A 23,100-nucleotide genomic window follows, 5' to 3' on the forward strand; every position below is an offset into this window, starting at 1 on the left:
CGGGCGTCAGCGGAAGATACCGGTGTGACCGAGCGAGTAGCGGCCCGGCTGCGGATAGACCGCGAGGCCGTGCGGGCCGCTGCCGACGGGGATGCGGGCGCGCTGTTTCCCGGTGCGGGTGTCGATGGCGTACACCTCGGAGTCGTAGCGGCCGGAGAGCCACAGGACCTTGCCGTCGGCGGAGACACCGCCCATGTCGGGGCTGCCGCCGTCGGGCAGGTGCCATTTCTTGGTGAGCTTGTTCTTGGTGAAGTCGAAGACCGACACGGTGCCCTCGCCCCGGTTGGAGACGTACATCTCGCGGGAGTCGCGGCCGACGTACAGGCCGTGGGTGCCCTTGCCCGTGGGCAGGAGTTCCGGCTCGTCGAACTTGTCGCCGTCGAGGACCCACATGCCGTCGGCCATCATGTCGGCGATGTAGAAGCGTTTGCCGTCGGGTGAGATCTTCACGTCCTGCGGCATGGCCCCGTCGAAGGGCAGTTTCTGCTGCCCGATGACCTTCATCTTCGCGGTGTCGACCTTCAGCAGCTCGCCGCTGAACTCGCAGGACACGATGAAGTACGTGCCGTCGGCCGAGAAGTCGGCGTGGTTGACGCCGTAGCAGGTGACGGGTTCGGTCTTGACGCGTTTCATGGTGTGCGGGTCGCGGAAGACGAGTTCGCGGTCGAGGGAGGCCATGACGACGGCGTACTTGCCGTTGGGGGTGAAGTAGAGGTTGTACGGGTCGTGCACGTCGACCGGCTTGCCCGCCTTCCCGGTGCTGGGGTCGATGGGGGTGAGGGTGTGGCCCCGGTTGTTGTTGACCCACAGGGTCTTCATGTCCCAGGAGGGCACGACGTGCTGCGGCTGGCGGCCCACCGGGATCGTCTCGATGATCTCGTACGTCTTCGGGTCGATGACGGAGACGGTGTCGGACTCGCTGTTGGGGACGTACACGCGGGGCGGGAAGTCCTTGACCACCGGGGAGAGCCGGTTCGGGCGGTCGGCGGCGTAGACGTCCTTGGGGTCCAGCACGGGCGGCATGCCGTGCAGTCCCTGGACGCCTTGGACCGCTTGGGCCGCCCGCTGTTTCTTCTTCCGCTCGGCGGTCTCCGCGGCCTCGGCCGCGGCCTGCGAGGCACGGGCCCGCTCGGCCTGTTCCTTGGTCTCGGCACCGCACGCGGCCACGGCCGCGAGAACGGCGACCGCGAGAAGAGTGCGCTGCACGAGGTCGCGCTGCCTGGCGGCGCGCGGGATGAGGATGGGGGGCGTGGTCACGCGCACCATTTATAGGGATCCGAGGCAGGAAATCCGGCGATTGGCCCGATCGTCGGAGATGCGCGTTGCGGGACGGGCGCACGCCGGGGGAGGGAGGGAGGAGCGGGACCGTCCGGCTAGGGCCCTTCTGATGGATCTCCGTGGGAGAAGGAGCGGCGTTCGGTGCGTGCGATCGGCGTGCGGTGTGGAGGGTCATGCGGCGGAGCCACCTGGCCCTCCGCGCCGTGCGGCGGTGGGGGCCCCTCCCGTTCGAGCGAAGCCGAGAATGGGAGAGCGTGCATGGCGTCGCGAGGCAGACGGGAATTTGACGACACGGCCTAGCGGTCCGCGACCCTCATCTCGAACCATGTCGTCTTCCCCCGCGGCAGCAGGTCGACGCCCCACCGGTCGGACAGCTTGTCCACGAGGAACAGCCCCCGCCCGCTGATGTCCATCTCCTGCACCGGGATCAGACAGGGCAGCCCCCGCGACGGATCACGGACCTCGACCCGGATCCAGCCCGGGCGGCGGCGCATGCGGAGGCCGAAGACACGGGCGCCGGTGTGCCGTACGGCGTTGCCGACGAGTTCGGAGACGAGCAGGACGGCGTCCTCGGTCATCTTCGGGGAGAGCCGCCATTGGCGGAGGACGACCACCTGGGCGAGCCGCCGGGCCGTGGCCGCGGACTCGGGACGGGACGGGAGCGGGACCTCTGCCTCGGTCGGATCGCCGAACAACTCCAGCGCCTTCCGCGCCCGTTCGTCCTCGATCGCAGGCGACCAACGGGCCGCGGTCGCACTCCCGTGCCGCCGCGGCTGTTCGATACCCTCCAGCCCCGCCATGCCCCCATCATGGCCGCCCGGAGCGCCGTACGGGGCCGTTCCAGCGGAATGCAACCCCCGGAACCAACCATTCCGGGAGTTTCCCATGACATATGCCAGCGGCAGCACGCGCCGCACGGCAGTGCGCCTGACCTGCGTAAACCGTCTGAACTTCGGTCAATACGAAGGGGCTTGAGCCGGGATCTCTTAAGGTTGCCTTAAGGCTCTGATAAACCGCTCCTTCGAGGGACGCGGGTAATACATCGCGTCAACTACAAGTGGATCAGCGGAACTTGAGAGCTGGATTTCGGGACCCCCACGGAACCCCACGGAACCCCACTGAGACCCAGGGGGCGTGCCGTCAGACGAACTTCGCCTTCCCCGGCCCCTCTTCCACGAAGCTCCGCATCCCGCGCTCCCGGTCCTCCGTGGCGAACAGCCCGGCGAACCAGTTCCGCTCGATCGCGAGCCCCGTCTCCAGGTCGGTCTCAAGGCCCGCGTCGATGGACTCCTTGGCGGCCCGCAGCGCGATCGCCGGCCCCCGCGCCAGCCGGGCGGCCCACTCGTGCGCCGCGCTGTACACCTCGTCGGCCGGCACGACCCGGTCCACCAGGCCGAGCGTGAGGGCCTCGTCCGCCTTGACCATACGGCCGGTGAAGATGAGGTCCTTGGCCTTGGAGGGGCCGATGAGGCGGGCCAACCGCTGGGTGCCGCCCGCGCCCGGGATCACCCCGAGCAGGATCTCCGGCTGGCCGAGCTTCGCGTTCTCCCCGGCGATGCGGTAGTCCGCGCACAGCGCCAGCTCGCAACCGCCGCCCAGCGCATAGCCCGTGACGGCCGCGACGACCGGCTTGGGGATACGGGCCACGGCGCTGAAGGAGTCCTGCAGGGCCCGGGAGCGCGCGACCATCGCCGCGTGGTCCATGGCCTGCATCTCCTTGATGTCCGCGCCCGCCGCGAAGACCTTCTCTCCTCCGTAGAGGATGACGGCGCGTACGTCGTCGCGGCGCGTGGCCTCCTCGGCGAGTTCCTTGAGGCGGTCCTGGGTGGCGATGTCCAGGGCGTTCATCGGGGGGCGGTCGAGGCGGATCGTGCCGACGCCCTCGGCGACTTCGAGATGCACAGTCATGCAGGCAGGTTAACGGGGACTAACGGCAATCGTTCCGGTGCGGTCGATCACATCCGGCCGGGGGTCCGGGGGTTGCCCCCCAGGCAGACACAGCACGGGGACCAACGGCAACGGCCCCGGTGTGCTGTGTCACAGCACACCGGGGCCGTACACCAAGCCATCAGGCCGGAGGGTTCACGCCGTCCACTTCTCCCACGACATGTTCCAGCCGTTGTACCCGTTGTCCGGGTCCACGGTCCGGTCGTTGGAGTTCTTGACGACCACGACGTCACCGACCATCGAGTTGTCGAAGAACCACGCGCCCGGCGCGGCCCGGTCGTAGCCGCCCCGGGTGTCGCGCAGGCCGATGCAGCCGTGGCTGGCGTTGTAGTTGCCGAAGGCGTCGCCGCCCCAGTAGTTGCCGTGGATGAAGGTGCCCGAGTTGGTCAGGCGCATCGCGTCGGGCACGTCCTTGATGTCGTACTCGCCGCCGTAGCCGACCGTCTCGCCGTTCATCCGGGTCACGCTGAGGCGCTCGCTGATGACCATCTGGCCGTTCCAGGTCTCCATGCCGGGCTTGCCGGTGGTGACGGGGATGGTCTTGATGACCTTGCCGTCCCGCGCGACCTTCATGGTGAGCTTCTTGACGTCGACCGTGGAGACCTGGCTGCGGCCGATGGTGAAGGAGACCTTCTTGCTCTGCTCGCCGTAGACGCCGTCGCGGCCCTCGACACCGTCGAGGTTGAGGTCGACGGTGACCTTGGTGCCGGCCTTCCAGTACTTCTCCGGGCGGAAGTCGATGCGGTCGTTGCCGAACCAGTGGCCCTCGACGTCGACGGCCGGCTCGGTCTTGACGGTGATGGCCTTCTCGACGTCCTCGGGGGCGGTGATGCCCCGCGTGAAGCGGATCGAGAACGGCATGCCGACGCCGACCTTCGAGCCGTCCTCGGGGGTGAAGATGCCGACGAAGGTGTTCTTCGGGGTCAGCGTGGTGAAGGACGAGTCCTCGGCCGCCTCCCGCCCCTCGGAGTCCTTGGCGACAGCGTGCACCTTGTACTCGGTGGCCGAGTTGAGGTGGATGGACGGCGTCCAGGTGGCGCCGTCACTCGCGATCTCCCCGGCGATCTTCTCGCCCTTGTCGTTCTCGACCGTGACCTCGGACAGTTTGCCCTTGGCCGCGGTGACCTTCAGGGCGCCGCTGGTGGCCACGGAGTCGGCGCCGTGCTTCGGCGCGATGGAGACCACCGCTTCCGACGCCTTGGTGGCCGCCTTGTCCGAAGCGCTCTTGTCGGCGCCCTTGCCCTTGTCGCCGTCGGAGCCGGAATCCGAACCTCCGCCGCCGCACGCGGTCACCGCGAACAGCAGCACGGCGAGCATGGTGGTCAGCATCCCCCCGCGTCCCCGAGTCCGCGCGTCAACCGACGCCCCCGATATCGGTCGCCCGTTCAACTTTCTGTTCTCCCCTCGCACGGCCTGATCAGGCCCGCACCCCTACGCGCAGCACGCGCGTACGCTCGTACATTAACCAGATGATCGGGATGGATTGACCTCGGCGTATGTCACCGTTCAGTCCCAACTTGAACCATTCCCAGCGCCCTGGTTCCCCCCACGCGCGTACGCCTATGTCGGTCTACTTCACGGCGGCACCCGCTTTCCATTCGTTCCAACCCATGTTCCAGCCTCCGAGGCCGTTGTCGGGAGCGACCTTTTTGTCGTTGCTGTTGACCACCTCGACGACGTCCCCGATGAGGCTGCGCTCGAAGAACCAGCCCGCGGGGGTGCTGGAGCTGCCGCCCTTCACATCGCGCAGGCCGACGCAGCCGTGGCTGGCGTTGGTCCTGCCGAAGGTGTCCGGGGCCCAGTAGTTGCCGTGCAGGAAGGTGCCGGAGGTGGTGAGGCGCATGGCGTGCGGGACGTCCGGGATGTCGTACTCGCCCTTGCCGTCCGCCTTCTTGAAGCCGACGGTGGCGCCGTTCATCCGGGTCACCTCCAGCATCTCGGTGACGACCATCTTCCCGTTGTACGTCGTGGTCCCGGGCGCCCCGGCGGTGATGGGCAGGGTGGCGAGCACGCCGTCGCCGCGCTCCACGCGCATGGTGTGCTTGGCGGCGTCGACGAGGCTGACCTGATGGCGGCCGACAGTGAAGGAGAAGGTCTTGTACTGCCGGCCGTAGACACCGGGCGCGCCCTCGACGTCCCGCAGCCGCAGGCCGACGGTGACCTTCGTGCCCGCCTTCCAGTAGTTCTCCGGGCGGAAGTCGAGGCGCTCCTTGCCGAACCAGTGCGGGCGGATGTCGACGGCCGGCTCGGCGGTCACGGCGACGGCGCGTTCCACGGCGGCGCGGTCCTCGATCTCCCGGTTGAACTCCAGGGAGACGATCATCCCGGTGCCGACGGTGGCCCGGTTCTCCGGCGTGACGTACGCGATGAAGCGCTCGTCGGGGACGTATGTCGTGAAGGTGACGTGCCGAGCCGAGCGGCGGCCGTGACCGTCGAGGGCGACCGCGTCGACGGTGTACTTGGCGGCCAGCGCGAGCTTCTGTGAGCCGGTGGGGCGCCAGGTCAGCCCATCGGCGGACATCCGCCCCGGTACGGGTGACTCCTGCGCGTCCTGGGATTTCACCACCTTGACGGACTCCAGGCGCCCGCTGGGCACCCGTACTTCGAAGCGCTGCTCCGGGCGCACGCCCTTGCTGCCGTCCTCCGGTGCGACCCGGATCGTGTCGTCGGGTGCCTTTTCGCTGGTCAACGGCGTTCCGGCGGTGCATCCGGCGGCGCCGGCCAGCAGGCCGGCCCAGATGAGTGCGGCGGCCAGGGCGGCCCCGGCCCGGCGCGCGTGCGTCTGTGCGTGGTTCACGTGCGGCCCAACGACGGCGCACGCCCCCGGGAAACGTGAGTGCGAGGCGTGCTCTGGGCAGAACCCTTGGGAGGACGACTCGGTGGGGAGCGGTGGTCGGGACCGCTCGCTCCTCCTTTCCCGTCGCCCCACCGAGCCGCGGGAGGCCTGAAGTGTCGAGCGCAGCCGAGCAGGAGGCAGTCAAGGAGACGCGCGGGGTGCCGGCCGCGCGTCCGGCACCCGTGCTGAACGGCAGTCGGCGTGACGAGGCCGGGCCGGAGCCGAGGCCCGTGTGGCCGGGGGCGTCGACGCCGCTCGGCGCGCGGTTCCGGATGGGCCCAGACGGCGTCGCGGGCACCAACTTCGCGCTGTGGGCGGGCGGGGCGGAGGCCGTGGAGCTGTGTCTCTTCTCCGCGGCGGGCGAGGAGACCCGGCTCGGGCTCAGCGAGCTGACCCACGAGATCTGGCACGGCTTCGTGCCCGGCGTCCTGCCCGGTCAGCGCTACGGCTACCGCGTGCACGGCCGCTGGGACCCGTGGACCGGCGCCCGCTGGAACCCGGCGAAGCTGCTCCTCGACCCGTACGCCCGTGCCGTGGACGGCGCCAAAGGAAATGATTACAGCAGTCTGCCGCCCGAGGTGTACGCGCATGTCCGGGACTGGCCCGAGCAGCAGGTCGCGGACACCGTGCGCGACGAGCGGGACTCGGCGCCGTACGTCCCGAAGGGGGTCGTCGTCCACGATGACGACGACTGGGCGGACGACCGCCGCCCGAAGACCCCGTGGGCGGACTCGGTGATCTACGAGCTGCACGTACGCGGCTTCACGATGACCCACCCGGGCATCCCGGAGGAACTGCGCGGGACGTACGCCGGTCTCGCGCACCCCGCCGCGATCGAGCACCTGGTGAAGCTGGGCGTGACGGCGGTGGAGCTGCTGCCCGTGCACCAGTTCGCCCACGAGGACCATCTGCTGCGCCGGGACATGCGGAACTACTGGGGCTACAACTCGATCGGCTACTTCGCCCCGCACGCGGCGTACGCGGCGGCCGGCACGGCCGGGCAGCAGGTCGGGGAGTTCAAGCGGATGGTGCGGGCGCTGCACGCCGCCGGGATCGAGGTCGTCCTCGACGTCGTCTACAACCACACGGCCGAGGCCGACGAGCGCGGCCCGAGCCTGTCGCTGCGCGGCATCGACAACCGGGGCTACTACCGCCTGCAGAACGACGCGCGTCGCTACGCCGACTACACGGGGTGCGGGAACACGCTCCACGTGGTCCAGCCCCATGTCCTGCGCCTGATCACGGACTCGCTGCGCTACTGGGTGACCGAGATGGGCGTGGACGGCTTCCGCTTCGACCTGGCGGCGGCGTTGGCCCGCTCGATGCACGACGTCGACATGCTGTCCCCGTTCCTCGCCGTCATCGCCCAGGACCCGGTCCTGCGGCGGGTGAAGCTGATCGCCGAGCCGTGGGACGTGGGCTCGGGCGGCTATCAGGTGGGCGCCTTCCCACCCCTGTGGACGGAGTGGAACGACCGCTACCGGGGCGCCGTCCGGGACTTCTGGCGGGGCGCGCTGCCGGACGTACGGGACCTGGGGTACCGGCTGTCGGGGTCGAGCGACCTGTACGCGTGGGGCGGTCGGCGGCCGTACGCGTCGGTCAACTTCATCACCGCGCACGACGGCTTCACCCTGCGCGACCTCGTGTCGTACGAGCGCAAGCACAACGAGGCGAACGGGGAGGGGAACCGCGACGGCACGGACGACAACCGGTCCTGGAACTGCGGCGCCGAGGGCGAGACGGACGACGAGGGCGTACGGGCGCTGCGGCGGCGGCAGTTGAGGAACCTGCTGACGACGCTGCTGCTGTCTACCGGCGTGCCGATGCTGGTCGCCGGTGACGAACTGGGCCGCACCCAGGGCGGCAACAACAACGCGTACTGCCAGGACAACGAGATCAGCTGGGTCGACTGGGGGCTGCTGGAGGAGCCCGGCTGGAAGGCTCTGTTCGACCTCACCGCCCGCCTGATCGCCCTCCGACACGACCACCCGGTGCTGCGCCGGCGGGCCTTCTTCTCCGGGCGGGCCCATTCGGCGGACGGGCTGCGTGACCTGGCCTGGTTCACGGCACGCGGCACGGAGATGACCGAACGGGACTGGTACGCGCCGGCCGGGACCCTCGGGATGTACCTGTCCGGCCGCGACATCCCCGGCCGCGACGGGCGGGGCGCCCCCATCCTCGACGACAGCTTCCTCGCCGTCCTGCACGCGGGCGACCGGCCGGTGAACTTCGTGCTGCCGGGGACGCCGTGGGCAAAACGGTACGAGGTGGTCGTCGACACGGCGCGGGAGGATCAGGAGGAGGGGCCGGGGGTGGTGCACGGGGCGGGGGCGGCGGTGACGGTGCCGGCGCGGGCGGTGCTGCTGCTGCGGGTGATCGGCTGAGAGTCACGACCACCGGTCCGGTGGGGGCAGGTCTCGGGGTTCCCCGCGCCCGTGACGGGGCTCGGGCTCCCCATGTCCCCTCGGTGCGGCCGAGTCGGGTCCGGCCAAAACTGAGTGGGCGTTGTCAGTGGCGATCCGTAGGCTCGCTGCCGATGCCCACGACACGTGCAACCGCCGAGGAATCCGAGCAGATCCGGGAAGCCGAGAAGGCCGAGGGGCGGTCCGCCGTGCGGACGCTGCTGCGGCTGTGGCCGTATGTCCGGCCGGTGCGGGTGCGGTTGTCGGTCGCCGCGTTCGTCGCGATAGTCGCCTCGTGCGTAGGGCTGGTCATCCCGCTCGTCCTGAAGTGGATGGTGGACGGGCCGATCACCGACCGGGACCCCGCGGGGGTGTGGCTGGGGGCGCTCTGTCTGCTGCTGCTCGGGCTCGCGGAGGCGCTGCTGTTCGGGCTGCGGCGGTGGCTCGTGGCGCGGCCGCTCGCCGGGGTCGAGGCGTCTATGCGCGCGGATCTGTACCGGCATCTGCAACGGCTGCCGATCGCCTTCCACGACCGCTGGGCCTCCGGTCAGCTGCTCTCGCGCGGCACGACCGATCTGATGCTGCTGCGCATGTTCCTGGCCTTCCCGCTGACGTTCCTGCTGGTCAACGCGGTGACGATCCTCGTCGGCGTGATCATCATGCTCATCCAGGACTGGACCCTCGGCCTCATCATCCTGGGCCCCGCCGTCCCGGTCGTCGTCACGTGCGTCGCCTTCGAGAAGAAGTACGCCACTGTCGCGCGCCGCGCCCAGGACCAGGTCGGCGACCTGACCACGGTCGTCGAGGAGAGCGTCCTCGGCATCCGCGTCATCAAGGGCTTCGGCCGCCACCGCAGCCAGGCCCACGCCTTCCGCGAGCTGTCCCGCACCCTGCGCGGCACCGAGCTGCGCAAGGCGCGCCTCCTCTCCGCCATCTGGGGCGTCATCGTGACGCTCCCCGAGCTGGCCATCGGGGCGGCCCTCGTCCTCGGTGTGGTGCGGGTGGCCGACGGGGCGCTGTCGGCGGGCACGCTGGTGGCGTTCCTGTCGACGGCGCTCGCCCTGCGGTGGCCCGTCGACTCGATCGGCTTCCTGCTCGCGATGAGCCAGGAGGCGGCGACGGCGACGGAGCGGTACTTCGAGGTGATGGACGAGGAGCCGGAGTCGTCGACGAGCCGGGGGACACGTGTGTCCGTGGCCAAAAAGGGTGCGGTGGCGGGTGGTCTGCGCTTCCACGACGTCACGTTCCGCTACCCCGACGCACCGCCCGGCACCGCCCCCACCCTCGACCGGGTCGACCTGCACATCCGGCCCGGCGAGTCCATGGCCCTGGTCGGCGCCACCGGTTCCGGCAAGACGACGCTCACCGCCCTCGTACCTCGTCTGCACGAGGCGACGTCCGGTCGCATCACGCTGGACGGTCACGACATCTGCGAGATGCCCCGGGATTCGCTGCGCGCCCTGGTGTCGGTCGCCTTCGAGGAACCCACGCTCTTCTCCGCGACGGTCGGCGAGAACGTCCTCATGGGCGCGCTGCCGGACGCGGGCGAGCCCGAGTTGGACCGCGCCCTCGCCATCGCGCAGGCGGAGTTCGCGCACGCGCTCCCCCAGGGCACCGGCACCCAGGTGGGCGAGCAGGGCCTCAGCCTCTCCGGCGGTCAGCGGCAGCGGCTGGCGCTGGCCCGGGCGGTGGTCGGCCGGCCCCGCTTCCTGGTCCTCGACGACCCGCTGTCGGCGCTGGACGTGCACACGGAGGCCGCGGTGGAGGCCGCGCTGCGCCGGGTGCTCGCGGAGACGACCGCGCTGATCGTGGCCCACCGCCCGTCGACGGTGCTGCTCGCCGACCGCGTGGCACTGCTCTCCGGCGGCCGTGTCACCGCCGTCGGCACCCACCACGAACTGCTGCGCACGAACGCGGAGTACGCCCATCTGATGTCCGGGACCGAGGGGAACGAGGAGGACGAGCGATGACGGCGCCCACGACCGCCGCGCCGAACAAGGGGCCCGACCGGGCCACCACCGGCGACCCCGTCGGCCACGACAACGACCGCGACCGCGACCGCGACCACGACTTCGACTTCGACTTCGACCACGACGACCTCCCCACTCCCCCGGGCGCCACCCTCGCCCTGCTGCGCTCCCTGCTCGCGCCGATGAGGACCCGGGTGGTCATCGCCAGTGTGCTGCTCCTGCTCCAGCAGGCGGCGGTGCAGGCGGGCCCGCTGCTGGTGGCGTACGCCATCGACAGTGCCGTACCGGCGTTCCGGGACGGCCGGCACGGGCCGCTGGTCACCGTGGCGGTCGGGTATCTGGTGTGCGCGCTGGCGGCCGGCGGGCTGCAGTACGCGTTCATCGGGGCGTCCGCGCGGGTGAACCAGGACGTGCTGCTGGACCTGCGCGGCCGGATCTTCCGGCACGCGCAGGCGCTGAGCATCGACTTCCACGAGCGGTACACCTCGGGCCGGCTCATCTCCCGTTCCACCACGGACGTCGAGTCGCTGCGCGAGCTGCTCAACGAGGGTCTGCAGGAACTCATCGGCGTGATCCTCGCCTTCGTCTACATCTCCGCGATGCTGCTCTGGCTGGACCTCGGGCTGGGCGCGGCGGCGCTGGCGTCGTTCGTACCGCTGTACGGGTTCGTGCGGATGTACCGGCGGCGCGCGGCGAGCGTCTACACGGCCCGGTCCACCGCGATCGCCGCGGTGATCGTGAAGTTCGCGGAGACGATGAACGGCATCCGCCCGGTGCGGGCGTTCCGCCGCGAGGCCTCGAACGACGCGGAGTTCCTCACCCTGAACCACCACCACGAGCGCACCAACGGCAACGCCATCCTGGAGATGGCCCGCTACGTGGTCTGTTCCCGGGTGACCGCCAACATCACGGTGGCGGCGATCGTGCTGTGGGGCGCGTACCGGGTGGCGGCGGAGTCGCTCGCGCTGGGTGTGCTGGCGGCGGCGGTGCTGTATCTGCGGCGGCTGTACGACCCGATCGACCGGCTCGGCATGTTCCTCAACTCGTACCAGTCGGCGGCGGCCTCGCTGGAGAAGATCGCGGGCCTGCTGGCCCAGACCCCGTCCGTCCCGGAGCCGGCGGAGCCGAAGGAGCTGCCGGCCCCGGCCTGCGAACTGCCGGGCCGCGAGGTCGCGTTCGAGGACGTACGGTTCGCGTACCGCACCGGCGGCGAGGTCCTGCCCCGCTTCGACCTCACCCTCGCGGCGGGCAGCACGGTGGCGGTGGTCGGCTCCACCGGCGCCGGCAAGTCGACCCTCGCCAAGCTGGTGGCCCGCTTCTACGACCCCTCGGCCGGGCGGGTCCTCCTCGACGGCGTCGACCTGCGCGACCTCGCGGTGCCCGAGCTGCGGCGCGGGGTGGTCATGGTGACCCAGGAGTCGTTCCTGTTCTCGGGCACGGTCGCCGAGAACATCGCCATCGGCCGCCCCGACGCCGGCCGCGAGGACATCGAGCGGGCCGCCAAGGCCATCGGCGCCCATGACTTCATCAGCGCGCTGCCCGACGGCTACGACACCGACGTACGCAAGCGCGGCGGCCGTATCTCCGCCGGCCAGCGCCAGCTCGTCGCCTTCGCACGGGCGTTGCTCGCCAACCCGGCCGTCCTCATCCTCGACGAGGCGACCAGCTCCCTCGATGTCCCCGGCGAACGGGCCGTGCAGCGCGCGATGTCCACGGTCCTGCGGGGCCGTACGGCCGTCGTGATCGCCCACCGGCTCTCCACAGTCGAGATCGCCGACCGGGTGCTGGTCATGGAGCACGGCCGAATCGTCGAGGACGGCAGCCCGGCGGAACTGATCGCGGGCAAGGGCCGGTTCTCGGACCTGCACCGGGCGTGGCGGGACAGCTTGGCGTAGCCGCACCCCCGGCCCCGACAGGGGCGCGGGGCTGTATCCATGCGCGGCTCCGCCGCGTGGGCGCGACAAGCCCCCACCCACCCGCAGCCACAACACGACCCGTCCCACACAAGAATCGGGGGCCGATGATCAACGCGTACGAGGACCCCGGCAAACCCGACTGCCGCGGCGGAGCCCACTACCTGTGGTGGCTGGTCCGGCAGCAGGCAGGCCGCTCCGCACTCGGCTCCCTCATCTCCTGCGTATGGATGGTGCTGCTCGCGGCCACCCCGTATCTCCTGTCCCGGGCGATCGACGAAGGCCTCGAACCCGGCGACCACCCGGCCCTGGCCGGATGGACGGCCGCACTGTTCGCGGTCGGCGCGTTCAACGCCTGGCTGAGCATCATGCGCCACCGCACGATGACGCGCGTACGGATGGACGCCAACTTCCGCACGGTGAAGGCCGTTCTCGGACACGCGGTCCGACTGGGGGCGGCGCTGCCACGGAGCGTGGGCGCCGGGGAGGTCGTCACGATCGGCGTGGGCGACGTCAACACGATCTCCTCCTCGCTGACGGTCATCGGGCCGGGCGTCGGCGCGATCGCCGCGTATCTGGTGGTCGCCGGGCTGCTGGTGTCGTTCTCGGTGCCGATCGCGGCGGTCGTCCTGCTCGGGATGCCGCTGCTGGCCGTGATCGTGGGGCCGCTGATGCGGCGGTTGCAGGGCAGGGAGACGGAGTACCGCGAGCGGCAGGGCGTGCTCACCGCGCGGATCGCGGACCTCGCGGGCGGGCTGCGCGTCCTGGGCGGCCTCGGCGGCAAGGGGCTGGTCGCCGACGCGTTCCGCCGGGACTCGCAGCGGCTGCGGGCGCAGGGGTACCGGGTCGGGTCGGTGACCAGCTGGATGCAGGCGCTCGGGGTGGGGCTGCCCACGCTGTTCCTCGCGGTGGTGACCTGGCTGGCGGCCCGGCTCGCCGCCCAGGGGACCATCACCGTGGGCGAGTTGGTGTCGGTGTTCGGCTACGTCACCGTGCTGGTGCGGCCGGTGTCGTACTTCGTCGACTGGGGATACGAGGTCAGCCGCGGGGTGGTGGCCGCGCGGCGCGTCATCCGGTTCCTGACCCTGGAGCCCCTGCCGGACCACGGCACGAAGGACCCGCCCGCCGAGCCGTCCACGCTGCACGACCCGGAGTCCGGTGTACAGGTACGGCCCGGCCGGCTGACCGCGCTGGCTTCCGGCCGGCCGGCGGAGGCGACGGCCGTGGTGGACCGGCTCGGCCGGTACGCGCCGACTGCGGTGACCTGGGGCGGCACCCCGCTCGACGAGATCCCGTTGGCGCGGCTCCGCGAGCGGATCCTGGTCGCCGACCACGAGGCCGACCTGTTCGCGGGGCGGCTGCGCGAGCTGCTCGGCGGTCGCGGCGATGTCGACGACGCCGGGGCCGCCCGGGCGCTGCGCGCGGCCGTGGCCGAGGACATCGTCCAGGGCCTGGCGGACGGTCTCGACTCGGCGGTCGACGCCCAGGGCCGCAACTTCTCCGGCGGCCAGCGGCAACGCCTGCGGCTGGCCCGGGCCCTGGTGGCCGACCCCGAGATCCTGCTCGCGGTCGAGCCCACCTCGGCGCTCGACGCCCACACGGAGGCACGGGTCGCCCAGCGGCTGCGGGCCGCCCGCGAGGGCCGTACGACCCTCCTCACCACCACCTCGCCCCTCGTCCTCGACCACGCGGACACGGTCCTCTACCTGGTCGACGGCAAGGTCGCGGCCACCGGCGGCCACCGCGAACTGCTGGCGGACGAGCCGGGATACCGGGCGCTGGTGGCACGGGACGCGGGCGAGACGGAAGACCCGGACAGCATGGACGATGCCTCATCCCCGGAGGTCGTACGGTGACGACGGAACCCCTTGCTCACACCTCGGGCCGGCTGCCGATCGCCGAGCCGGCCGCCGTGCGGCGGGCCGCCGTACGGCTGGTGCGGGCCGACGGACGGGCCTTCCTCGCGGTGCTGGGGCTGAACGCGGCGGCGGCCGCAATGGGGCTGGCCGGGCCGTGGCTGGTGGGGCGGATCATCGACGAGGTGCGCGGCGGGGGCGGCGTCGGGGCGGTGGACCGGCTGGCGGCGGCGATCCTGCTGTGCGCGGTGGCGCAGCTGCTGCTGGCGCGCTGGGCCCGGTATGTGGGGCACCGGTTCGGGGAGCGGATGCTGGCGCGGGTGCGCGAGGAGTTCGTGGACCGGACGCTGGCGCTGCCCGCGTCGGTGGTGGAGCGAGCCGGTACCGGTGATCTGACGGCGCGCGGCACCGCCGACGTGGACTCCGTCGGCAGGACGCTGCGTGACGTGGGCCCCGAGCTGCTCATCAGCTCGGTGCAGGCGTTGTTCCTGCTCGGCGCGGTGTTCGCGCTGGACCCGCTGCTCGGTGTGTGCGCGCTGTCCGGTCTGCTCGGCATCGGGGTCGTGCTGCGCTGGTATCTGCGCCGGGCGCGCACCGGCTATCTCGCGGAGAGCGCGGCCGGTTCCGAGGTCGCGGAGATCATCGCGGCGACCGCGTCCGGCGCCCGTACGGTCGAGGCGCTGCGGCTGGAGAGGCGGCGGATCGCCGCGAGCCGGGACGCGCTGGAGGTGTCCCGGCGCCGCCGGTTCCACACCCTGTTCCTGCGCACGGTGTTCTTCCCCGGCGTGGACATCTCGTACTTCGTGCCCCAGGTGCTGGTCCTGCTGGCCGGCGGGGCGCTGCTCGCGCGCGGCTCGGTCAGCCTGGGCGCGGTCGTGTCGGCTGCCCTGTATCTGCAGCAGCTGAGCGGGCCGCTCGACGAGATCCTGATGCGGGTCGAGCTGCTGCAGAGCAGCGGCGCCTCGTTCGCACGGGTCGAGGGTCTGGCCGGGGCGCCGCGCGCGGAGTCCGCCGACTCGCCGGAGCCGGCGGACGACCGCATCGACGTGACCGGGGTCCGTTACTCCTACGACCGGGGCGGCGAGGTGCTGCGCGGCGTCGACCTGACGGTGCGGCCCGGCGAGCGGCTGGCCGTGGTGGGCCCGTCCGGCGCCGGGAAGACCACGCTGAGCAGGCTGCTGGCCGGCATCGACGCGCCGACCTCGGGCACGGTGACGGTCGGCGGGGTGCCCGTCGTCGGCCTCGGCCCGGAGCGGCTGCGCCGCCAGGTCGTCCTCGTGACCCAGGAACACCATGTCTTCCTGGGTTCGGTCCGCGACAACCTCCTCATCGCCGAACCCACCGCCACGGACGAGGAGTTGTGGACCGCGCTGGCGGCCGTGGGCGCGGACGGCTGGGTACGCGACCTGCCCGACGGCCTCGGCACCCGCCTGGGCGAGGGCGGTCGCCGTACGGACGGGCCCCAGGCCCAGCAACTCGCCCTCGCCCGCGTGGTCCTGGCCGACCCCCACACCCTCATCCTCGACGAGGCCACGGCCCTCCTGGACCCCACCACCGCCCGCCACACCGAACGCGCCCTCGCCGCCGTCCTCCGGGGCCGCACGGTCATCGCCATCGCCCACCGCCTCCACACCGCCCACGACGCCGACCGCGTCGCCGTCATGGAGGACGGCCGCGTCACCGAACTCGGCACCCACGACGAACTGGTGGCGGCGCAGGGGGCGTACGCGGCGCTGTGGCGGCGGTGGCACGGGGAGGGGGCGGCGTGACGGAACGGGCTCCCTCGCCGCGGACCGCCCGTGCCTCGCGCGGGTGTTCGCGGCACGGTGCAGAATGCCGGACAGCCCTACGAGAACCAGGAGTTCACGTCCCGTGATGCCCCCGATGTGTGCCGTCTGCCCTGCCGCCCCGCACAGCGCCGGGAAGTTCACGGACTTCGTGCTGGTGCACTTCCGGGAGACCGTCACGTACCCCGAGGGCTGGGTCGGCCACCCGGAGAACGCCGTGTGGTTCTGCGCCGGCCACGCGTCCGTCGTGGAGGGCCTGACCGACCTGACGGCCGACGAGGCCCTGGAGCGGATCAGGCAGGGCTGACGGCACGGGCCGACCGAGCGGGCCCGACCGAACGAAACCCGGCAGGACCGATCGAACAGTCCGTATACCGAACATGACCAACCGCCCAACGAACCATTTCCGGCCAACTTCTTGACGCGCTCCTGACAGGCACCACGATCTCCTGCCACTCTGCCCACAACCACGTCACAGCAACCTCACAACCGCCACCACCGCTGTGCCGCGAAGCACCCTCCACGCATGTGGTTTTCGCGTTCCACCCCTTGTTCTGCCCGGGCGGTCACCAATCGCCCGGTCTCCCCTGGCCGTGCGAACCACGGCCATGCAGAAGGAGTCAGTGTTGAGACGCCAGTCCCACAGACGCACCTCCCACACCGGCACCATCCGATCGCGCTCCGCCCAGCGGCGCGCGGCCGCCGGCGCGCTCGTCGCCGTCACCGCCCTGCTGGCCGCGGCCGTGCAGACGGGCTCCGCCACCGCCGCCCCGGAGAAGGCACCGTCGGCCGCGGGCAAGGCAGACCCGGGCGCACTCCCCGTGAAGCTCACCCCCGCCCAGCGGGCCGAGCTGCTACGCGAGGCCAACGCCACGAAGGTGGAGACCGCCGAGGAGCTGAGCCTCGGCGCGAAGGAGAAGCTCGCCGTCCGTGACGTCCTCCAGGACCGCGACGGCACCGTGCACACGCGGTACGAGCGGACGTACGACGGCCTGCCGGTCCTCGGCGGCGACCTGGTCGTCGAGACGTCGAAGGCGGGCGAGACCGAGGGCGTCGTCAAGGCCACCAAGGCGACGATCAAGGTCACCTCGCTGACGCCCGCCATCACCGCCGGCAAGGCGGAGAAGCAGGCGCTCGGCGCGGCGAAGGCGGAGAAGGCCAAGAGCCCGGACGTCAACCAGGCGCCCCGCAAGGTGATCTGGGCCGCGAACGGCAAGCCGGCCCTCGCCTACGAGACGGTCGTCGGCGGCTTCCAGCACGACGGCACCCCGCAGGAGCTGCACGTCATCACGGACGCCACCACCGGCGCGAAGCTGTACGAGTGGGAGGCGGTCGAGACCGGCACCGGCAACACGGTGTACTCCGGCCAGGTCACCCTCGGCACCACGCAGTCCGGGTCGACGTACAACCTGACCGACGGCGCGCGCGGCGGCCACAAGACGTACAACCTGAACCGCGGCAGCTCCGGCACCGGCACGCTGTTCTCCGGCTCGGACGACGTCTGGGGCAACGGCGCCCCGTCGAACCTGGAGTCGGCCGCCGCGGACGCCCACTACGGCGCGGCGCTGACCTGGGACTACTACAAGAACGTGCACGGCCGCAGCGGCATCCGCGGTGACGGCGTCGGCGCCTACTCGCGCGTGCACTACGGCAACAACTACGTCAACGCGTTCTGGCAGGACTCCTGCTTCTGCATGACGTACGGCGACGGCTCGGGCAACGCCAACCCGCTCACGTCGATCGACGTGGCCGCGCACGAGATGACCCACGGGCTCACCTCGGTCACCGCCGGCCTCAACTACAGCGGCGAGTCCGGCGGCCTCAACGAGGCCACCTCGGACATCTTCGGCGCGACGGTCGAGTTCTACGCGGCGAACTCCTCCGACGTCGGTGACTACCTCATCGGCGAGGAGATCAACATCAACGGCGACGGCACGCCGCTGCGTTACATGGACCGGCCCAGCCAGGACGGCTCGTCCAAGGACGCCTGGTACTCGGGCATCGGCTCGATCGACGTGCACTACTCGTCGGGCCCCGCGAACCACTTCTTCTACCTCCTCTCCGAGGGCAGCGGCGCCAAGACCATCAACGGCGTCAGCTACAACTCGCCCACCTCCGACGGCCTCGCGGTGACCGGCATCGGCCGCGCCAAGGCGGAGCAGATCTGGTTCAAGGCGCTCACCACGAAGTTCACGTCCACGACGAACTACTCGGCCGCCCGCACCGGCACCCTCGCGGTCGCCGGTGAGCTGTACGGCACGACGTCCGCCGAGTACGTGGCGGTGCAGAACGCCTGGGCGGGCGTCAACGTGGGCACGCGTCCCGGCGGTGGCGGCGGCGGCACGTCGTTCGAGAACACGACCGACGTATCGATTCCGGACAACGGAGCGGCGGTCACCTCGTCGATCACCGTCTCCGGCCGGACCGGCAACGCGCCGTCGACTCTCCCGGTCGCCGTGGACATCGTCCACACCTACGTCGGTGACCTCCAGGTGCAGCTGATCGCCCCCGACGGCACGGCGTACACCATGAAGGCATACGGCACCGGCGGCAGCACGGACAACATCAACACCACCTACACGGTGAACGCCTCCTCCGAAGTCGCCAACGGGGTCTGGCAGTTGAGGGTCCAGGACAACGCGGCCCAGGACACGGGCCGCATCAACGGCTGGTCGCTGACGTTCCCGTAGGGACCGCCGGCACACTCGTACGGCTCGTACGGCTCGTACGGCTCGCACGGCTCGTACGGAAGGGGCGCCGCCCCGGGGTTCAACTCCCCGGGGCGGCGCCCTCTTTGCCGTAGCGGGAGGGCCTCTTGATCGGCGCTTTACCGTGTTCGAAACCGGTTTACACGGCGGCAATGTTTCCGGACGGTTGACTTTCGGCCAACATCACCTCGCCCTCCTGACATGTACGCGCCATAGGTGTCACTCTTCACCCACCCGCCGCACTCGCAACTTCAGATGCACCGGGCGGACCCCATACCGCCCGGTCTCCCCCACCAAGGAGCATGAGTGACTCCGTTCTACGCGCGTCACCAGCGCACCACGCTGGCCATCGCGACCGCTGTCGCCGCCGGAGCGCTGCTGACCACCGGCCTGACCTCCGGTGCCACCGCCCATCCCGCGCCCGTCGCGGACAAGGCCCGGCCGGCCGGTGCCCCGGTCCCGCTGACCCCCGCCGCGCGCACCTCCCTGATCAAGCAGGCGGACGCCGCCACGGGCGACACCGCCGACGAGATAGGCCTGGGCACCAAGGAGGAGCTCGTCGTCCGTGACGTCCTCAAGGACGCCGACGGCACGGTCCACACACGCTACGAGCGCACCTACGGCGGCCTTCCGGTCCTCGGCGGCGACCTGGTCGTCCACGAGTCCAAGGCCGGTGACATCAGAAGCGTCACCAAGGCCACGAAGGCCGCCGTGAAGGTCGCCGACCTCACCGCGGACGTCACCAAGGCCACCGCCGAGAAGCAGGCGCTCAAGGCCGCCAAGGCCGAGGGCTCCACCAGGACCGCGGCCGACAAGGCCCCGCGCAAGGTCGTCTGGGCGGCGGACGGCAAGCCCGCCCTCGCCTACGAGACGGTCGTCGGCGGCTTCCAGCACGACGGCACCCCGCAGGAGCTCCACGTCATCACCGACGCGGAGACCGGCAAGAAGCTGTACGAGTTCGAGGCCATCCAGACCGGCAGCGGCAACAGCCAGTACAACGGCTCGGTCACCATCGGCACGACCCTGTCGGGCTCGACGTACAACCTGACCGACGCCGCGCGCGGCAGCCACAAGACGTACAACAAGGCCCGCGCCACATCGTCCTCGGCCGGCACGCTCTTCACCGACGCGAACGACGTCTGGGGCACCGGCACCGCCACCAGCTCCTCGACCGACCAGAACGCCGCGGTGGACGCCCACTACGGCGCCCAGGTCACCTGGGACTTCTACAAGAACGTCCTCGGCCGCAACGGCATCAAGAACAACGGCGTCGCCGCCTACTCCCGCGTCCACTACGGCAACGCGTACGTCAACGCCTTCTGGTCCGACAGCTGCTTCTGCATGACGTACGGCGACGGCGAGGGCAACGTCAAGCCGCTGACCTCGCTCGACGTGGCCGGCCACGAGATGAGCCACGGCCTGACCGCCAACACGGCGGGCCTGAACTACTCCGGCGAGTCCGGCGGCCTGAACGAGGCCACCTCCGACATCTTCGGCACGGCGGTCGAGTTCTACGCCGCCAACACCAAGGACGTCGGCGACTACCTCATCGGCGAGAAGATCGACATCAACAGCGACGGCTCGCCGCTGCGTTACATGGACCAGCCGAGCAAGGACGGCTCGTCGGCCAACTACTGGTCGTCGTCGCTCGGGGGCTTGGACGTCCACTACTCGTCGGGCCCGGCGAACCACTTCTTCTTCCTGCTGAGCGAGGGCAGCGGCTCGAAGACGATCAACGGGGTCTCTTACAACTCCCCCACCTCCAACGGCGCCACGATCACGGGCATCGGCCGCGACAAGGCCGTCCAGATCTGGTACAAGGCGCTGACCACGTACATGACGTCGACGACCAACTACAAGGGCGCGCGTACGGCGACCCTGAACGCGGCGTCCTCCCTCTACGGCGCCGCCAGCACGGAGTACGCGGCGGTGAACGCGGCGTGGGCGGCGGTCAACGTCACGGCGTGACACCCGCATAACGGTCCGGCTCGGGGCGGTACCCGGAGAGAAGGCGACTCCGGGTGCCGCCCTAGTCTTTGGACCATGTCCCACACCGACGGCTCACTCCCGTTCCCGGACGGCTTCACCTACGAGGCCGTCGGCGCGACCCACGAGGGCCACTGCCCGCCCGGCTTCAACCCCCTCCACGTCCGCACCCGCATCGGCGAGGGCGTCGACGTCTTCGAACGCGCCGCCCACACGGTCCTCACCTGGGAGATGCACCGAGCGATGGGTGTAGGCATCCAAGCCTCCGCCCCCGAAGCGTCCCCGGGCGTCGACGTGACGGTGACACTGGCCGGCCTCATCAAGGCCCCCTGCCGCGTCGTCTGGACAGTCAACGAACCCCGCCGCAAGGGCTGGGCCTACGGCACCCTCCCGGGCCACCCCGAATGCGGCGAGGAAGCCTTCATCGTCGACCGCACAGGCGACGGCACGGTCTGGCTGACCGTGACCGCCTTCAGCCGCGGCGCAAAGTGGTACGCCCGCGCGGGCGGCGCCGCCACGAGGGGATTGCAGCACGCGTATGCGCGGCGGTGCGGGGTGGTGTTGCGGAGGCTGGCTGGGGACCCGAAGGAGTGAACTTCCGCTGTAGCGGACTGTGCCAAATTCTGTCTAAGTACGCTTAGACGAGATCTGCACAGTCGACAGGCAGGAGTCTCCCTGTGGGAGAACGTGGCGCTCAGCGCCTACCCCTTCCCGCCAAGCCCGGCAGGCTGGTCGACCGCGATCGAGAATGGGCACTGCTCACCGATTTTCTCAGCGACCCGTCGCCCGAGATGCGGCTCGGCATCGTGTCCGGTCGGCGACGCCATGGCAAGTCCTTCCTCCTACGGGCCCTGTGCAAGGAATACGGCGGTCTGTATGTCACCGCGGTCCGAGAGGAAGGCCGTCTGCCGGCTCTGCGGCGTTTCAGCGAAGCGATCGCCGCACACGCGGGCCTCCGCCCGGGAACCCTGATCCTGCCTGACTGGCGAGAGGTTCTGACCAACGCTCTGGACGTCGCGGCCCGCAGCTCCGCGACCCCCTTGGTGATCATCGACGAACTCCCGTATCTGCTCCAGCACTCGCCGGAACTCCCGGGCCTGATCCAGTTCCTCTACGACGAGCACCAGTGGGACGAGGGCGTCGGCGCGCGGATCATCCTGTGCGGATCCGCCATGAGCGTCATGCACGAACTGCTGTCGGGTACGAAACCCCTGCGCGGACGCGCCGTCATCGACCTACGCCTCGGAGCCTTCGACTTCCGTATGAGCAAGCGGTTCTGGCAGATCGACGACCCACTGATCGCGCTCCGCGTCCACGCGGTCCTGGGCGGCGCCGCCGGCTACCACACCCTCGCCGGTCGTCCGGACCCCGGCGCCGACTTCGACGAGTGGGTGACACGGACCCTGCTCGACCCGGGCCGGGCGGTCTACTCCCCCACGGAGACCGAGTACCTCCTGCGCGAAGACCCCCGCATCACTCAGCACACCCTGTACTACGACATCCTCTCCGCCATCGCACAGGGTGCGAGCACTCCCAGCAAGATCGGCGCCGCCCTCGGCCGCCAGCGCAACGCCGTCACGCATCCATTGGACGTCCTGGAGTCAACGGGCTACATCCACCGCGAGCAGGACCTTCTCCGCGCCCGCCACCCCGTCATCACCCTCACGGACCCACTGATCCGCTTCAACCAGCTCATCACGCTCCCCCAGGCGGCGGCCATGGAAGAGGGCTATGCCGAGGAAATCTGGCAGACCTCCCTCCCCACGTTCAACTCCAAGATCCTGGGCCCTCACTTCGAAGAACTGGCCCGGACCTGGACGCGCCGCTACGCCCACACAGTCCTCCCCGGCGGCCTCCCCGGCCCCGTCGGCACCACAGAAGTCCCCGACGCCGCAGCCCGCACCAAACACGAGGTGGACGTCATCGCCCTGGCCCTCGGCGAACGCCCCCAGTCGCCACGCGCCCGCATCGCACTGCTGGGCGAGGCCAAGGCAACGGCGGCGCGTCGCGGAACGACCGACCTTCAACGGCTGGAACGCATCAGGGACTTGCTGACCGAGCAGGGATACGACACGAGCGGGGTGACTCTCGCCCTGTTCTCCCTGTCCGGGTTCCACGCCGACGTGAAGGAACTCGCGAAGCGCCGTCGGGACGTGCTCCTGGTAGACCTGCCCACGTTGTACGGCATCGCGGCCTGAGAACTCAGGTTTTCGGGAGACCATGCTCCACCCTCGCCTGGCGTAACGACCCACTGCTCTGCGCAGCCCCCGTCCGCTGACGTTGCCGTCAACTACTGCCGTCAGAGCGCAATGTGAAGCTCCGCCAGGGTTCACCTGGCGGGGCTTCACATTTGCGGTCGCTCACTCCCATTCGGCCCACACCACAAGATCACGAAGCGGCGATAGACGAGAGGAACG

At 70.6% G+C, this 23,100-nt stretch carries 15 protein-coding genes; 10 read left to right on the forward strand and 5 right to left on the reverse strand.

All coding sequences use genetic code 11. The features are described from left to right. Positions 1 to 6: 6 nt before the first annotated feature. From I8N67_RS24500 to I8N67_RS24520, 5 genes are all read right to left on the reverse strand, one after another. A complete protein-coding gene (locus I8N67_RS24500) occupies positions 7 to 1,257 on the reverse strand; it encodes a YncE family protein (protein WP_307835355.1) in 1,251 nt (416 codons plus the stop codon). A gap of 317 nt (positions 1,258 to 1,574) precedes the next feature. Next, a complete protein-coding gene (locus I8N67_RS24505) occupies positions 1,575 to 2,078 on the reverse strand; it encodes an ATP-binding protein (protein ID WP_200305544.1) in 504 nt (167 codons plus the stop codon). 340 nt (positions 2,079 to 2,418) lie between these two features. Beyond that, the gene (locus I8N67_RS24510) at positions 2,419 to 3,186 is read right to left on the reverse strand and encodes an enoyl-CoA hydratase/isomerase family protein (RefSeq protein WP_200305546.1); all 768 of its coding nucleotides are present in this window, start codon (positions 3,184 to 3,186) and stop codon (positions 2,419 to 2,421) included. A gap of 174 nt (positions 3,187 to 3,360) precedes the next feature. Beyond that, positions 3,361 to 4,554, reverse strand: a complete 1,194-nt coding sequence (locus tag I8N67_RS24515; RefSeq protein ID WP_200305548.1) for a L,D-transpeptidase — start codon at positions 4,552 to 4,554, stop codon at positions 3,361 to 3,363. A 241-nt stretch (positions 4,555 to 4,795) separates the two neighbouring features. Further along, the gene (locus I8N67_RS24520) at positions 4,796 to 6,022 is read right to left on the reverse strand and encodes a L,D-transpeptidase (RefSeq protein WP_200305550.1); all 1,227 of its coding nucleotides are present in this window, start codon (positions 6,020 to 6,022) and stop codon (positions 4,796 to 4,798) included. Positions 6,023 to 6,174: 152 nt separating this feature from the next. Here I8N67_RS24520 and glgX point away from each other — a divergent pair, with 152 nt between their 5' ends. From glgX to I8N67_RS24570, 10 genes are all read left to right on the forward strand, one after another. Beyond that, the gene (gene glgX / locus I8N67_RS24525) at positions 6,175 to 8,445 is read left to right on the forward strand and encodes a glycogen debranching protein GlgX (protein ID WP_200305552.1); all 2,271 of its coding nucleotides are present in this window, start codon (positions 6,175 to 6,177) and stop codon (positions 8,443 to 8,445) included. A gap of 152 nt (positions 8,446 to 8,597) precedes the next feature. After that, positions 8,598 to 10,433: an ABC transporter ATP-binding protein gene (locus I8N67_RS24530; protein WP_200305554.1), complete on the forward strand. Its 1,836-nt coding sequence runs from the start codon at positions 8,598 to 8,600 to the stop codon at positions 10,431 to 10,433. Continuing rightward, on the forward strand, positions 10,430 to 12,328 hold the full coding sequence (locus I8N67_RS24535) for an ABC transporter ATP-binding protein (RefSeq protein ID WP_200305556.1): 1,899 nt from the start codon (positions 10,430 to 10,432) through the stop codon (positions 12,326 to 12,328). Before I8N67_RS24530 ends, I8N67_RS24535 begins: the two co-directional genes overlap by 4 nt. Before the next feature lie 125 nt (positions 12,329 to 12,453). Next, positions 12,454 to 14,202, forward strand: a complete 1,749-nt coding sequence (locus I8N67_RS24540; protein ID WP_200305558.1) for an ABC transporter ATP-binding protein — start codon at positions 12,454 to 12,456, stop codon at positions 14,200 to 14,202. Next, positions 14,199 to 15,971: an ABC transporter ATP-binding protein gene (locus tag I8N67_RS24545; RefSeq protein WP_200305560.1), complete on the forward strand. Its 1,773-nt coding sequence runs from the start codon at positions 14,199 to 14,201 to the stop codon at positions 15,969 to 15,971. The genes I8N67_RS24540 and I8N67_RS24545 overlap by 4 nt, the downstream gene beginning before the upstream one ends. A 106-nt stretch (positions 15,972 to 16,077) precedes the next feature. Then, the gene (locus I8N67_RS24550; RefSeq protein WP_200305562.1) at positions 16,078 to 16,296 is read left to right on the forward strand and encodes a hypothetical protein; all 219 of its coding nucleotides are present in this window, start codon (positions 16,078 to 16,080) and stop codon (positions 16,294 to 16,296) included. A 301-nt stretch (positions 16,297 to 16,597) separates the two neighbouring features. Then, on the forward strand, positions 16,598 to 18,679 hold the full coding sequence (locus I8N67_RS24555; RefSeq protein WP_200305564.1) for a M4 family metallopeptidase: 2,082 nt from the start codon (positions 16,598 to 16,600) through the stop codon (positions 18,677 to 18,679). 324 nt (positions 18,680 to 19,003) lie between these two features. Then, on the forward strand, positions 19,004 to 20,665 hold the full coding sequence (locus tag I8N67_RS24560; protein WP_200305566.1) for a M4 family metallopeptidase: 1,662 nt from the start codon (positions 19,004 to 19,006) through the stop codon (positions 20,663 to 20,665). A gap of 75 nt (positions 20,666 to 20,740) precedes the next feature. Beyond that, the gene (locus I8N67_RS24565) at positions 20,741 to 21,277 is read left to right on the forward strand and encodes a DUF1990 domain-containing protein (RefSeq protein ID WP_200305568.1); all 537 of its coding nucleotides are present in this window, start codon (positions 20,741 to 20,743) and stop codon (positions 21,275 to 21,277) included. Between the two features lie 197 nt (positions 21,278 to 21,474). Further along, a complete protein-coding gene (locus I8N67_RS24570) occupies positions 21,475 to 22,881 on the forward strand; it encodes an AAA family ATPase (protein ID WP_234046225.1) in 1,407 nt (468 codons plus the stop codon). The last annotated feature ends 219 nt before the right edge of the window (positions 22,882 to 23,100 follow it).

The sequence above is a fragment of the Streptomyces adelaidensis genome, assembly GCF_016598475.1.
GTDB lineage: Bacteria > Actinomycetota > Actinomycetes > Streptomycetales > Streptomycetaceae > Streptomyces > Streptomyces adelaidensis.

Bases quoted from the DNA above. Each gene is read 5' to 3' on its own strand.
- I8N67_RS24505 (WP_200305544.1), bottom strand. From the start codon at position 2,078: ATGGCGGGGCTGGAGGGTATCGAACAGCCGCGGCGGCACGGGAGTGCG.
- I8N67_RS24510 (WP_200305546.1), bottom strand. From the start codon at position 3,186: ATGACTGTGCATCTCGAAGTCGCCGAGGGCGTCGGCACGATCCGCCTC.
- I8N67_RS24515 (WP_200305548.1), bottom strand. From the start codon at position 4,554: ATGCTGACCACCATGCTCGCCGTGCTGCTGTTCGCGGTGACCGCGTGC.
- I8N67_RS24530 (WP_200305554.1), top strand. From the start codon at position 8,598: ATGCCCACGACACGTGCAACCGCCGAGGAATCCGAGCAGATCCGGGAA.
- I8N67_RS24535 (WP_200305556.1), top strand. From the start codon at position 10,430: ATGACGGCGCCCACGACCGCCGCGCCGAACAAGGGGCCCGACCGGGCC.
- I8N67_RS24540 (WP_200305558.1), top strand. From the start codon at position 12,454: ATGATCAACGCGTACGAGGACCCCGGCAAACCCGACTGCCGCGGCGGA.
- I8N67_RS24550 (WP_200305562.1), top strand. From the start codon at position 16,078: ATGCCCCCGATGTGTGCCGTCTGCCCTGCCGCCCCGCACAGCGCCGGG.
- I8N67_RS24555 (WP_200305564.1), top strand. From the start codon at position 16,598: ATGCAGAAGGAGTCAGTGTTGAGACGCCAGTCCCACAGACGCACCTCC.
- I8N67_RS24565 (WP_200305568.1), top strand. From the start codon at position 20,741: ATGTCCCACACCGACGGCTCACTCCCGTTCCCGGACGGCTTCACCTAC.
- I8N67_RS24570 (WP_234046225.1), top strand. From the start codon at position 21,475: ATGCGGCTCGGCATCGTGTCCGGTCGGCGACGCCATGGCAAGTCCTTC.